Raw genomic sequence first — 12,545 nt, forward strand, 5'->3', positions numbered from 1 at the left:
GGTTATAGTTTACTTATTGCTGCCCTAACGCAATTTTCATTTCTTCAACAGCTTTTTCACCTTCTTTTGTAATGCCCATTATTTCGGTAAACACGCCAATCTCTTCACGGGTGTCGAAAAACACAATTTTAGCAATTGGTGTATCAAAGCTGCTTACTATAGAGTAGCCTTTACTCTCATACTCCGAAATTACATTGTTTAGGTTGGCAACGGGTGTGCTGAAAGTAATGTGCTGCACTCCACCGCTTGGGTTATGGTCAATGTAGTCCTTAAAAATACTTTTCCCTGAAATTGGCTGAATGATTTCAATAAATGTTCCGCCTGTATAAGCCATTGCGAGAAAGCTCACGGCATCGGACGGTTGGCCATAATAGGTTGCATCATAATTTTTTACGCTAACAGTGAAAGTCGGACTGAAATTTGAAATGCCAAGCATTTGCTGAAAGAAAATCTTTGATTTCCCTATATCTTTTACCACCCACGCTACTTGAGTCGGTTGTAGTCCGGAGGTGTATTTATCGTTTTCAGTTTCCATTCCCTGAATTTTTATGGGTCACTGTTTTTGTTCCCTATTGACCGTATATATCAAATTTACGAAAAGTTTGAGTTTTGTCTTTAGTTCCAAGACATAAGAAAGTTATGTCAACATAAATCTTTACTTGGTCTGATTTAGTATCCATTTCGTGATTTCGTCTAAGGCGGCAGGGGAGAAGGTCTGTTCGATTTCGGCGTATTCGCTTGGTGAGCCGGTTTTACATTCCTGAAATAAATGATTCAGGTTTGGAAATTCTTTTATGGTTATTTTTTTGTTACCGCCTTTTTTTAGGGAGTTCTCAATTGCTGATAAATTTACTTTTGCCGGAACCTGTAAATCTTTTTCACCATTAATGGCTAAAACAGGGCATTTTACTTTTTCTAAAGTTGATGAAGGATTAAACCTTAAGAAATATAACATCCATGGACTTGTAATCTGTTCAACCTGAACGGAAATGAATTCATCTTCACTCATTCCACTTGGAATTTCGGCAGTCGGATCGTTTTTAAGCATTTCTTTGATGGTTAGTTTTAAGTCTGCTTTTAGTTTTTCGTCATCTGTCGATTTACCCACCATTTCAAATATCTTTTTGTTATTTTGATACGTTTTTTGGATGTCGGTTTCGGAAGCACCAGCAGCTTTTCCGATTAATTCCTGCTGAAGTAATAATAATTGATCTCCCTGAATCCCGGTTCCTGCAAGTAATACAATAAAATCAACGTCTTTTGATTTTGAAGCGACCATTGGAGCGATGAGGCCTCCTTCGCTATGGCCTATTAAACCGATTTTCTTTTTGTTGATTTCCTTTCTTGTCTTTAAATAAGCGATCGCACTTTCTACATCGGTTGCAAAATCAGCTGAATTTGCTGATTTAAAATCCCCTTTTGATTGTCCTATGCCTCTGTCGTCGTATCTTAAAACTGCAATACCATTCTTGGTTAAATAGTCTGAGATAACTAAAAACGGTTTGTGTCCTAAAAGTTCTTCATCTCTGTTTTGAGGCCCGCTGCCTGTGATTAAAATAACGGCCGGAAAATTACCTTCTTTTTTAGGGAGTGATAAAGTTCCTGCCAATGTAATATTTGCCTTTGGATTATTAAAGGTCACGTCTTCAGTATGGTAAGGGTAAGGGGTTACAGGCTCTTGTGGTCTTTTAATGGTTTCCTTTTCAATGGGTTTTCTTGACAGGTTCATTGGAAACTCATAACCCGATTGTTTGAATGTTCCGATTATTTCGTCGTCCTTAAATTCGCCTGAGTATTCTATTTGGGCGTTGGCAACTTCTATTTTAAGTTTAGAATTTTCAAAAGAAGTACTTGTTGTTGGGATTCCTGCAGCTCCTTGATCCGGACTGTCCATTGTGGAACTAAAACCGTTGCCGGATTTGGTAATATGGAAAACCAGCCTTAACTGCGTGCCCTGGACTTTCAAAACGCCATTCCATTGTCCGGTTATATCTTGGGCAGATGCTGTTAAAATTGTAATTAATGATAAAAAAAGAGTTGAGAACGATTTCATATTTTGGTGTTTGTTAGTTGTTTGATGCTAGCATGTTTTGATGTCAATTCTGCTGATTCAAAATGACCTCATCATAAAACTTCTAACACGTTACAATTTGTAAAAATAAGAAAATTCAGCAAAACATGTTTTTGTTTTTAATATAAGAAAGGGGGAAGCTAAACTTTCCCCCTTGTTTTATTACACTGTTTTTGAAAACAGTAGTTCTTTAAATTTCTTAAGCGTCCGGAATTTCGGGTTCAACCAATTTAATTAGCTTTTCTAAAGATTCCTGCCAACCTAAGTAGCACATTTCAGCCGGTATAATAGAAGGAATTCCTTCCTGTATGATTTTTATTTCGGTACCACAAGAAACTTTATTTATCCAAACCGTAGTAATCATCTCCCCAGGAAGGTTAGGATCATCAAACTGATCGGTATATTTCAGGAATTCATTAGGTTTGATCTCGATATATTTTCCTCCGAAAGAGTGGCTGTTACCGGTTGAAAAATTGTGGAATGACATTCTGTAGGTACCTCCAACTGCCACTGTCATTTCATGTACAGTACAAAGGAAACCATAGGGAGGAATCCATGATGCAAGTGCATTGGCGTCGGTAAATGCACGATAGACTTTTTCAGGAGATGCTTTGATAACTCTGTGTAATGAAACGCTGTTTGTTGCCATAATATTGATTGATTAAAAATTCCTGTTTGTTTGACTTTTTAAGTAGGCGCTGTTCTAGCAAGTCTATAAATTTAATGATTTTCAATTAATTACGTCGGATTATTCTCAAAATAAGTTTTGAGTTGCACTTTTAATTAAACTTTGCATTTGTAATGGAGTTGAGTCAGTCCTTTATCAAAATACTTAACGGAAACAAGTTCGAGGATTTGTTCAGGCCGGCCGTCTTTGAAAAGTTTTGTTCCATCTCCAACCAAAATCGGAATAATGGAGATAATAAACTCGTCAATTAATTTGTCTTTTAAAAGCTCGTTTACAATTTCGGCACCCCCATCAATAAAAATATTTTTGCCGGATTCGGTTTTCATTTTTGTAATTAGAGCTTTAAGTGAGCCATTGTAAAAGTTTGTTTTACCGATACTTGATCTTTCAGTTCTTGTTATTACAAATGTATTTTTGTCGGCATGGACGAACTCCGGCACATGTGCCATTATCCAATCGTAAGTTCTTCTTCCGAGTAGTATAGTGTCGACCGACTTTATAAAATTTGCATAGCCGTAATCTTCTCCTTCCTGTTCAACTATTGATAAAAAACTCAAGTCATCATTAGGTTTTGCGATGTAACCGTCTAAACTTGTAGCGATATATAAAATTACTTTTCGGTCTGCTGCCATTTGTGTACTAAGTGTTTTTTGTTGTCTTGTCAGACAAGAGGCACATTAAATAAAAGTTTATTTTTTAAATTCCTGACTAAAGAAATACCTGATGCTAATCTGAATTTTGGTAGCAGATGATGTCCAGCCATCTTTATAATTTTCGCGGTCAATCCATTGGAGTTCGATCCCTGATGTAAAATTAGGTAGGGGCTTATACAAAAGATTCGTACTGGCATAACGGCCATGACGGAAAGCATCCGCTGTTTGTCCGTTGGAATTGTCTGTTTTTAGTTCTGAAAAACCAATTATGCTGCTGAATTTTTCATTCCATTGATGATTAAGGTAGGCTGTGTACCCAAAAAGCGGTAAGGCTACCCCTTTAACTGGAGCTTTTGGATTTCCGAAATCATTCTGGATACCGATATCGGTTGGGGCATCATTCATTAAATTCTGAATTCCTTTTCCTATTACCGTTTGTCCAATAAACACGTCTTTTTTACCTATTTTTAGATTGCTGCTCAGGTTAAAGCCCCATCCAAAAGCTTTGCCGCTATAATCAAATGGCTCTAGGCCTTCGTCTACCCATTCAATTTTACGTACAACCCCAGCTAATTCGGCATAACCCCAGTCGCGGGTAGCACGAAATTCAGCTGTCAGGTCAGGCATGTCAAATTTTGGCTTAACATCACTAAGGTCAATCCTGTTACGGTAGACGCCTTGGTCGGCACTTGCACCGGGACGCTCGAGCGCTATTGCCAGTCTGTTTTTGCCATTAAATGGGATATAACGTATTTGGACATTTTTACAAAGGGACATACCTGAAGGCCCCCAATATTCAATGGCATTCGGAAAACCGTCAAAATCGCAAAACAGACCCCAGTTATGGCCGAAGCCAAGTTTTCCTAATTCCACATAGGCATAAAGCATGTGAAATGTAGTTTGTCCCGCGTCGGCACCAACTCCAAACATGTCGAAGGAAAAACGTGTCGTTAACGGGCCGTAGCGGGTTGGTGTTAAGCTGCTAAATCCTAGCATGGATTGTCGTACGCCGAAAAAAACATTTCCATCCGTGCCATATTGATTTTTATAGGCCGGAAGCTGTGTTGGACGCAGCACATCAAAGTAGTCGGGATTGATTTGGTTAAAGTTGTAACCCGTGTCGGTCATTACCTGTCCTACAATAGTAATAACAGTTTCATTATCCTGCTGAGCTGCAAGGTTAAGTGAAATTAGGCTTATAGCCAATGTTAAGGAGAACTTTTTCATAAGCAAGAAGGCGAAGGCCACTGTATTTGATAGTCAAAGTCCGAATATTTATTCAATCTGTTGATTGTTATTGGAAAGTTGTGTTTTCCAATGACATGAATACATTAAAAAGGGGCCTCCGAAAGAAAAAACATGCTTACTTTCGTTCCTATAAAATTAAGAAAAATATTGATAAAATGTTGATTTTTATTTAATTACATTTTTTAATAGAATTGGACACAACTATTTTCTTTTTTTACTCGCTTTAGCAAGCGGATTAAAGTTTAAACAAAGCTGTAACCAATAGGCTAACTCTTTTGCACTTTTATGTCCGCTTTCAGTAACAAATATAAAACCGTCCATTGGTTTTCCAGTGAATTCCATTGGAATGACATTATCCATTTCGATTGGTTTTGCGTAAGCCTCTTCACCGATTCAGCAAAGCAAAAAATCTTCATTTGTTTTTTTATCGATATGAGTTCCGCAACACATTTTATCATCAACCATAAAGCACACGCCACTGAACATTTTCTTTTCGTAAAAGTCAACATTTTTTTGCTGAAAGAATTCCCGAATTCTTTGGGCAGTACTTTCGTTAAATGCCATAAATTTTGATTTAAAGAATGTTGAATTTGGTTACAGTTAACATAGTGGATGATAAAGCCACTTTTATATTTTCTTGTTCTTTGAATAATTGACGAATAGCCTAATCAAAAACATTAGGTTTGTTATAATTAAAAACCAAAACATCAAATATCTTTTTTGAAAAACTGATTCAGTAAACAAATCAGACATGGCTAAAATCATTAACGATATCCCTGTAAATGACAAAATAGCAAATAGGATTAACGCTTTTTTGCTTGGATTTTGAAATATATTTTTTTTCATATTCATAGTGTTTTATATTGAATGAAATAATTTGATGAGGCTATTTCGCAAAGAAGGCTTTTTAAAAGTCGACAGTAAAGAACAATCCTAAATTGGTTAGGCTTTTGGTTTTTTGTTTTCCGTTGACAACGGCATTGTTGTTTGATTCAATTTCAGCAAAATCCGATTGCCCTGAGAAGTTCATTCCAATGCCCCATTCTTTATTTAATTGGTATGAGAATCCCACGTTCATTTGACTTCCAAAATTCCAACTGTCAAAAACATCTTTTTCTGTACCATAAAGGAATTGGTATTCATCACTGGTTATTTTACTTGCATAAGGCCCTATGCTTAGAAACATTTTCATATGTTCAGCCATCGGAACAGAAAAGGTAGCTAAAAGAGGGAATTTAATCATGCCTCTTTCGTGATAAAAATTTCCATTTGAATTAAATCCATTCCCATTTAATACAGTATAATTGATGCCTGAAGCAATTCCGACAATTTTTGAAAACCTGTAATTAACTAATATTTCTCCAGTGTTGCTGTTTAAATTGTAGTTAGGTTCTGATTCATTCATGATTTTACCGTATCCGATTCCTCCAAATATGAGTAGGCCTACTTTTGATTTTTTCTCTTCTTGGGCTTGTAAAGTAGTGTTAAGCAGTAATAGAAGCGATAGGGCAAATAGTCTTTTCATTATGGTTTTGTTTATAATTGTTAGTGTCATAAAAATGCTTAATAAGTTAAGAATATTAGTACAAAAATATAATATTTGTTTTACTTGTCAAAATCTTCTTTTAGGTTTTAGGGTAGTTTGCAGCGTGGTGTTAACTATTTCGTTTTGAATTTTACCAGATATTCATTCTCCTTTAGTTTGTACCCATCAGCAGATTGAAATCCGCGATTGGTAATCACAAATTCGTATTCTTTGTTCGGTTTTAACTCGGCCTTCAGTACAAGGGTCTTTCCGTTGTCTTCAAGTCCTTTAACTCCTGTTAAAGGGAAATAATCTTTTCCTTTAGCTGAAAAATTAATGGAATAACTGTTAGGTTTCATTTCTTTTGAGAAGGTTATGCTTAACTCTTTTATATCGGTACTCACATCTGTTGCACCGTTTTTAAAAGGGCCTATTTTTACTATATGCGGACAATTTTTATCGTATTCCTTAATTAGTTTTTCCTTGTTTATTTTTTCAGGATAAAATTTAGATTGCATCAAAAACGCTTCAACGGCTTTATCATCATCGTAATTTAATTCGATAATGGTTTTGATTGCCTTTGCCTTATCTGTTGCCTGATTATAGTAAGCTTTGCAAATTTCATAACCGATATAATACCCTAAATCGGCACTTTCTCCTTTTTGGCTGCCATTGTATAACCAGTTGGTAAAATTATCGGTAAACATTTCCTTTTTAAACAAGCTCTTAACCGACTCGGCATTGTTTCTTCCATAAGTAAGATATTGTGTGCTTAAGGGTTGTTCCATGACCAGTTCTGTTATGAAATCGCAGGAGCCTTCTCTTATGCTCTGACTCAAGACTTGATTTTTTTCACCTCTTTGTTGTGTATGGATGTATTCGTGAATGTTTAAAGTGACAATGTGGTCCATGGATTGTTTCTGGAACACATTTTTTAACCAGTCATTTTTAAACTCTGAAACATCGGTTTTTGAATCACCTGTTGCAATTTCACTCCCAATTAAAACGGCATTGTCCTTTACTGTTCCTCCAGTGTTTACTCCGCCTATCGCAAAGTAGATTTCGGCATCTTTCAGTTCCGGATAAATTTGTTTCAGCCGTTCAATAGCTTGTTCAAATTGAGGAAGTTTATTTTTTACTTCCAGAGTATTGTGACGTACTGAATTCCAGAATTTCGGGAGTTTTTCTATTAAATCAACCCAAAGGGTATCGTTATACTCTCGGACTTCCATAAAGGCTTTTAAACCTTTGGTCCCTTTTGATATATACAAAGCATTAATTAGCTGGATTTTTTGGGAATAGTTTTTAGCTGTTTTAATGCTGTCATAAGCAATCCAAAAATTATCAATGTCTGAAGTAAAGATTACTTTTTTCTCCTGAGAAATTGCTTTTGCACCGAAAAGTGCGATAAGAATAAGCATTATGATTCTGTTCATGGTTATAGAAGAATTAATTCTTGCTAAATAAAAAATGTAAAATACATACAGATAATTAGTTGTAATCTTCAAATGTAATAAAATACATCTGTTTTTTCAATGCTTAACGTTATCGGCTTGTTACTTTTTCTTTTTTTAAATCGGATGCATATTTGTAGAGCCCGTCATAAATTTCGAAGAAAATACCCTCTTCCTTTTCACTGAAAGATGTATTGAAAAAAAGCAGTATACCAATTTCTTTATTAGTATCGGAAAGCATAAAAGTTCTTACCCCTGGATCGGAACCGTTATGGCCAATTCGTGTAGCGCCCATCTTTGTAGCCCAAAAAATCCCTGAATTTAGTTTGTCTAATTTTACATTTTCAGGCTTGTTTGATTCATTGAATTGGAACCGGAGCATTTCATCAATTGTTTTCTTTTTTAAAATACTCGTATTACCATATTTTCCATCATTCAATAAGCAGATAAAAAACTTAGACAAATCATTTACAGAAGTACGAATGCCTCCATCGGGATACGTTGTTTGTTCATATAGTTGGATTGGTTCAATGACATCACCGTGCTTTTTGTAAAGTTTAGCGTGTTTATTGATATTGATTTCGCTTAAAGACCAACCGGTATCAACCATATTCAGAGGTTTGAAAATATGTTTTTTTGCGTATTCGTTTAGTTTTTTCCCAGTTCTCAGTTCAACAATGTAACCGGCCAAACCGGCGCCAATATTGGAGTAATCACGATAAGTTCCGGGTTTTGATTTTAAAAAATTGTTTTTTGAATAATATTTACCTTCCGGAGTAAAATAGTTTTTTAAAAATTCTCCTAAGGGTTCTGGTTTATTTCCGCCATGAAAGTAAGTGCTATCCGTATAAAAAGGGTAGCGGTCAGCCAATCCGGAGGTGTGTGTTGCCAGTTGTCTTAATGTAATTTTTTCATTTGGAAAATTAGGGTTAACCACTCTGAATGGCAAATAGTTATTAATGTCTTCATCAAGTGAAAGCTTACCGTCTTCAACAGCTTTCATAATGCATGCTCCGGTAAAAGTCTTGCTAATAGAAGCAATATTCATGATGGTCGAGGGAGTAAACGGGATTTTATTTTCCCTGTCGGCATAGCCGTATCCTTTTTCCCAAACTAAGTTTTTATCGATGATTATAGCGGCACCTATTCCCACAATACCGGTTTCAGCAATTTTCTTTTCCAAAAAACTATCAATGGAAGCTTTGATGTCTTTTGCAGAATTGGTTTGGCTCTGACCTGAAATATTTTGACATAAAAAGTGGATTACCAAAGAAAGGGTAATTGCAAATTTTGATTTCATCTTCGTTTTGAGATTGATTTTTTGATTGATTTACGTAAATCTGTTTTTGAGTTATTTATAACAAATGTAATAAAATACATCTAAAAAATAACAAATCGCAAATAGTCTTGTGATTGAAAGTATTTATTCTTGAAAAGAATCACTAAATTGTGATCAAATAAAAATCTAATAAAATATAATCACATTTTAGTGGTTAAATAAAATATAAATACAAAATAATCACAATATCAAATCATATAACTATGGTTAAATCAAAAAACCTAAGAGAGGCATTGGGATTAACTCAGGAAGAAACTGCCATGTTGTTAAGGGTTGCCAAAAGCCATTTGGCTATGTTTGAAATTGGGCAGCGCGATTTGCCTTCCAAAGCAATGCAGAAACTGGCAACCATGCATAATTATCTGCAAAACAAGGAGCAGGAAAAGGTGCTGCATATAGACAAGGAATATGAAAACGCTAAAATTGTCCAACTGTTGGAAGTAGAACTCGTCAAAAATAAATATAAACAGGCATTGATTGAGCGAGAACTATCGCGTTTGCAATCAAATCACCAAAAAAGTCTTTCAACTTTACAGCTTGTTGAGTATTTTGAAACTCAGCTTGAGGAAAGTGAAAAACCCGGAAAAGAGTTTATCAACATGATACGTACTAAAGCTTTGAGAGGAATGGAAAAAAACGGGCTTTCTGTACAGAAAAAATTGGAGCTTAAATTAAATGCGCTTCAAAAGTATCAGAAGGAACTGGAAAAGGAGTTAAAGCAATATAAATTAAGTATAAATGATTGATGCATCCGATGATTGATGCATCGGAATTATAAATAAAATTCATTTGAGTTTATGGGAAAGCAATCCAATAGGGGGAAAGAAGCAAAAGACGATGTATTGTTTGGAAGTCAGGCGCGACTGATTTTTAAAGAAGCTTTATGGGATTTACATTATCTGCTCTCCAGAAATTATTCCGAAAAGAATGCCTTGCAGACAGTTGGAACACGGTACAAATTGACCCAAAGACAGATTCGGGCGATTCAAAGCATGGCTGCATCGGAGGAGCAGTTGACTGTTGTGAAAAGTAAGGCAGTCAGTATTGAAAATTTGAAAGGGAAAGATTTAGTATTGGATGGGTTCAATGTACTTATTTTACTGGAAAGTTTGTTTTCCAACGCGTATTTGTTCAAGGGGTTGGATGGTTGCTATCGTGATTTGTCAAGTGTACACGGAACTTATAAAAAGGTTAGTCAGACTTCTCAAGCTTTGGATTGTGTTGCCGGGTTTTATAAAAAGCACGAAATCGGAAATATTATATGGATATTTGATAAGCCAGTGTCAAACAGTGGAAGGATAAAAAAAATGATTGAGGAATTAGCGGTCAAAGAAAATCTAAATTGGTGTGTTATTTTGGAGAACAATGCGGATCAGTCCATCATCGACCTACAGAAAATCACAGTTTCATCAGACGCTTTTATCATCAGAAATTGTTCCCAGTGGTTTAATTTCATTGGCCATTTGATTGAAGATGAAAAAATTCCAGCCACAGTTTTTGAAGTTGATTTTTAAAGATAAATAATGGCTAGTAAAAATTAGGATGATATTACTTTATTCTATTGAATGTCTTTCAACACATATTTGCGATTTTATTTTTAATTCATTGCGTAATTAATTGATTATTAGTTAATTAACTAGTTAAAAGTGTTGATTTTCTCGATAAAAAGGCAGATTAAATCGTATCTTTACATACCTCAAATTTTTCCTGATTGTTTAATTCTTAAAAGATTAACGTTATGAGAAAAATTATTTTTTTTATCAGTTTTCTTGCCTCATTAATTGGTTTTGCTCAGGACGGTTCTTTGGATATGAGTTTTAATTTTCCGGGGACAATTAGTCCGGAAACGATTCTTAAAGTACAGCCAGACGGTAAAATATTGTTAGTGGAAAGATTCATCGGTAGAGATGGTTTGATTGAATCCACTAGAATAAGTCGTTTAAATTCAGATGGATCTTATGATATGACTTTTGCTATGGGAATTGGAATAACTATTTTACCAGAGGTTACCACTTTTGCAATGCAATCAGACGGTAAGATTTTAATCGCAGGTAAAGGGATCTTTTTTAAAATAGGCGACACTACGAAAGATAATATTGACAGTTTTCAAAATTTAACTCGTCTAAACCAAGATGGTACTCTCGATGAAAGTTTTGCAAAAGTTGATCTTACCGGCATCGAAACCATAGCAGTTTTGCCTGACGACAAAATCCTGATCGGTGGAAATTTCACTAAAGGTGTTGCAAGGTTGTATTCCAATGGATTCTTAGATCCGTTTTTTAATTCACCTATTAATGTTAAGACGAGAGATGAATCGGTATCAAATATTGCTATAATTTCACCAGATAATAGAATTTTGGTAACTGGTAATGTTTTTGTTAATGGAATTGAAAGAAGGGTATTTTATTTAAACTCAGATGGTAAATTAGACACTACTTTTAATGAACCTCTAAATATTGATTGGGGTGACGAAAATTCAGCGAGACCACAATTTTTTGCCCATGAAAAAAACGATAATGTTTTGATTGGAGGAACATTTAGAGTTTTCTCAGAATCGAATGAAACCACCGGATATAATTTCATTAGATTATCGCCAGATGGAAATCTAGTGACTTTGTTTCACCCTGTACCTTATACAAACGAATGTGTTTTGGGTATTTTTCCGGCTGCCTTACAGGATGATGGGAAAATAATAATGACCGGTAATGAATGTATAGATTACTATGGAACCGAATTTCACGGAATTTCACGGTTAAACAACGATGGTTCGAATGATGATATTTTCAATTCAGGAAATGGTACAAATGGGCCAATATCTAATGTTGCCATTCAGCCTGATGGAAAAATAATAATCGTCGGTTATTTTAACGAATTCGATGGAGTCGCAGTTCCAAACATTATCCGTCTTACTACCGAAAGACTCTCAGCTAGTGAATTTGACAGTTTAGGTTTAAGTATTTACCCGAATCCGGTCGCGGATTTTCTGTATCTCCAATATCCCGAAGGTATGAGTGATGTAGATATAGATGAACTTGAAATTTATGATGTAACGATGAAAAAAATCGATTTCGACGGACTAAATAATGACGTAATCGATGTTAGCGATTTTTCAGCTGGAGTTTATGTGATTAAAATAAAAACAGATTATTCCGTCTATACATCTAAGTTTGTAAAACATTAAAAAATAAAAAATGAGTTTCAATTGAAACTCATTTTTTATTGTAACGTATAATGCTTAATTATTTTTTAACATTATTTATCGGTTTCAATCATGGATCAAAATTATATCTGTCATGCCGGCGAATCGGGATTCAGAGTAGGTTATGAGTATTCAGTTCCTTTTGTTGGCATGACATAAAATAATGAGATTTAATCGACTAATATTTTCCGCTTAATAATTCTCCTCCAATAGCAGATTTCGCTTCAATACCTAATTTCTTCATGATTCAGTAAATTAATAACCAACGGTTTAGGATACTTTATAACCTTATGTTTTGAGTAGAAAAGATAATTGTTGTTTAGTTGTAAATGTTTGATTATAATGACATTGAAAAAGTGACTTCCTTG

Annotated in this window: 12 protein-coding genes; 3 read left to right on the forward strand and 9 right to left on the reverse strand. The window is 35.0% G+C overall.

The window, feature by feature from the left end; genetic code table 11:
- Positions 1 to 13 precede the first annotated feature (13 nt).
- The 9 genes from FEDK69T_RS01950 to FEDK69T_RS01990 form a co-directional block, all read right to left on the reverse strand.
- Positions 14 to 535: a VOC family protein gene (locus FEDK69T_RS01950; RefSeq protein ID WP_023572459.1), complete on the reverse strand. Its 522-nt coding sequence runs from the start codon at positions 533 to 535 to the stop codon at positions 14 to 16.
- A gap of 120 nt (positions 536 to 655) precedes the next feature.
- Complete coding sequence (locus FEDK69T_RS01955; RefSeq protein WP_023572460.1) at positions 656 to 2,053, reverse strand: alpha/beta hydrolase family protein; 1,398 nt, start codon at positions 2,051 to 2,053, stop codon at positions 656 to 658.
- Between the two features lie 217 nt (positions 2,054 to 2,270).
- Positions 2,271 to 2,720 (reverse strand): SRPBCC family protein, encoded by a 450-nt coding sequence (locus tag FEDK69T_RS01960; protein ID WP_023572461.1) that lies wholly within the window; start codon positions 2,718 to 2,720, stop codon positions 2,271 to 2,273.
- A gap of 134 nt (positions 2,721 to 2,854) precedes the next feature.
- Positions 2,855 to 3,391, reverse strand: a complete 537-nt coding sequence (locus tag FEDK69T_RS01965) for a dihydrofolate reductase family protein (protein WP_023572462.1) — start codon at positions 3,389 to 3,391, stop codon at positions 2,855 to 2,857.
- Between the two features lie 57 nt (positions 3,392 to 3,448).
- Entirely contained in the window at positions 3,449 to 4,639 is a 1,191-nt protein-coding gene (locus FEDK69T_RS01970; RefSeq protein ID WP_035629843.1) for a DcaP family trimeric outer membrane transporter, read from the reverse strand.
- A gap of 222 nt (positions 4,640 to 4,861) precedes the next feature.
- The gene (locus tag FEDK69T_RS16070) at positions 4,862 to 5,020 is read right to left on the reverse strand and encodes a hypothetical protein (RefSeq protein WP_023572464.1); all 159 of its coding nucleotides are present in this window, start codon (positions 5,018 to 5,020) and stop codon (positions 4,862 to 4,864) included.
- A gap of 547 nt (positions 5,021 to 5,567) precedes the next feature.
- Positions 5,568 to 6,185, reverse strand: coding sequence for an outer membrane beta-barrel protein (locus FEDK69T_RS01980; protein WP_023572467.1), 618 nt, complete (start codon positions 6,183 to 6,185; stop codon positions 5,568 to 5,570).
- Positions 6,186 to 6,319: 134 nt separating this feature from the next.
- Entirely contained in the window at positions 6,320 to 7,621 is a 1,302-nt protein-coding gene (locus FEDK69T_RS01985) for a gliding motility protein GldB-related protein (RefSeq protein ID WP_051385050.1), read from the reverse strand.
- Between the two features lie 109 nt (positions 7,622 to 7,730).
- Positions 7,731 to 8,939 carry a serine hydrolase domain-containing protein gene (locus FEDK69T_RS01990; protein ID WP_023572469.1) on the reverse strand — a complete coding sequence of 403 codons (1,209 nt, stop codon included), beginning with the start codon at positions 8,937 to 8,939 and terminating at the stop codon, positions 7,731 to 7,733.
- A gap of 242 nt (positions 8,940 to 9,181) precedes the next feature.
- Between FEDK69T_RS01990 and FEDK69T_RS01995 the strand changes: the two genes are divergently transcribed.
- From FEDK69T_RS01995 to FEDK69T_RS02005, 3 genes are all read left to right on the forward strand, one after another.
- Positions 9,182 to 9,724, forward strand: coding sequence for a helix-turn-helix domain-containing protein (locus tag FEDK69T_RS01995; protein WP_023572470.1), 543 nt, complete (start codon positions 9,182 to 9,184; stop codon positions 9,722 to 9,724).
- 51 nt (positions 9,725 to 9,775) lie between these two features.
- On the forward strand, positions 9,776 to 10,492 hold the full coding sequence (locus FEDK69T_RS02000) for a DUF434 domain-containing protein (RefSeq protein WP_023572471.1): 717 nt from the start codon (positions 9,776 to 9,778) through the stop codon (positions 10,490 to 10,492).
- Between the two features lie 224 nt (positions 10,493 to 10,716).
- The gene (locus tag FEDK69T_RS02005; protein ID WP_023572472.1) at positions 10,717 to 12,159 is read left to right on the forward strand and encodes a T9SS type A sorting domain-containing protein; all 1,443 of its coding nucleotides are present in this window, start codon (positions 10,717 to 10,719) and stop codon (positions 12,157 to 12,159) included.
- Positions 12,160 to 12,545 lie beyond the last annotated feature (386 nt).

It is taken from the genome of Flavobacterium enshiense DK69 (genome assembly GCF_000498495.1).
Classification (GTDB): Bacteria; Bacteroidota; Bacteroidia; order Flavobacteriales; family Flavobacteriaceae; genus Flavobacterium; species Flavobacterium enshiense.

What these genes read in the sequence shown, in the direction of transcription:
- FEDK69T_RS01990 (WP_023572469.1), bottom strand. Translation starts at nt 8,939, where the DNA reads ATGAAATCAAAATTTGCAATTACCCTTTCTTTGGTAATCCACTTTTTA.
- FEDK69T_RS01965 (WP_023572462.1), bottom strand. Translation starts at nt 3,391, where the DNA reads ATGGCAGCAGACCGAAAAGTAATTTTATATATCGCTACAAGTTTAGAC.
- FEDK69T_RS01985 (WP_051385050.1), bottom strand. Translation starts at nt 7,621, where the DNA reads ATGAACAGAATCATAATGCTTATTCTTATCGCACTTTTCGGTGCAAAA.
- FEDK69T_RS16070 (WP_023572464.1), bottom strand. Translation starts at nt 5,020, where the DNA reads ATGGATAATGTCATTCCAATGGAATTCACTGGAAAACCAATGGACGGT.
- FEDK69T_RS01960 (WP_023572461.1), bottom strand. Translation starts at nt 2,720, where the DNA reads ATGGCAACAAACAGCGTTTCATTACACAGAGTTATCAAAGCATCTCCT.
- FEDK69T_RS01955 (WP_023572460.1), bottom strand. Translation starts at nt 2,053, where the DNA reads ATGAAATCGTTCTCAACTCTTTTTTTATCATTAATTACAATTTTAACA.
- FEDK69T_RS01995 (WP_023572470.1), top strand. Translation starts at nt 9,182, where the DNA reads ATGGTTAAATCAAAAAACCTAAGAGAGGCATTGGGATTAACTCAGGAA.
- FEDK69T_RS02000 (WP_023572471.1), top strand. Translation starts at nt 9,776, where the DNA reads ATGGGAAAGCAATCCAATAGGGGGAAAGAAGCAAAAGACGATGTATTG.
- FEDK69T_RS02005 (WP_023572472.1), top strand. Translation starts at nt 10,717, where the DNA reads ATGAGAAAAATTATTTTTTTTATCAGTTTTCTTGCCTCATTAATTGGT.
- FEDK69T_RS01970 (WP_035629843.1), bottom strand. Translation starts at nt 4,639, where the DNA reads ATGAAAAAGTTCTCCTTAACATTGGCTATAAGCCTAATTTCACTTAAC.
- FEDK69T_RS01980 (WP_023572467.1), bottom strand. Translation starts at nt 6,185, where the DNA reads ATGAAAAGACTATTTGCCCTATCGCTTCTATTACTGCTTAACACTACT.
- FEDK69T_RS01950 (WP_023572459.1), bottom strand. Translation starts at nt 535, where the DNA reads ATGGAAACTGAAAACGATAAATACACCTCCGGACTACAACCGACTCAA.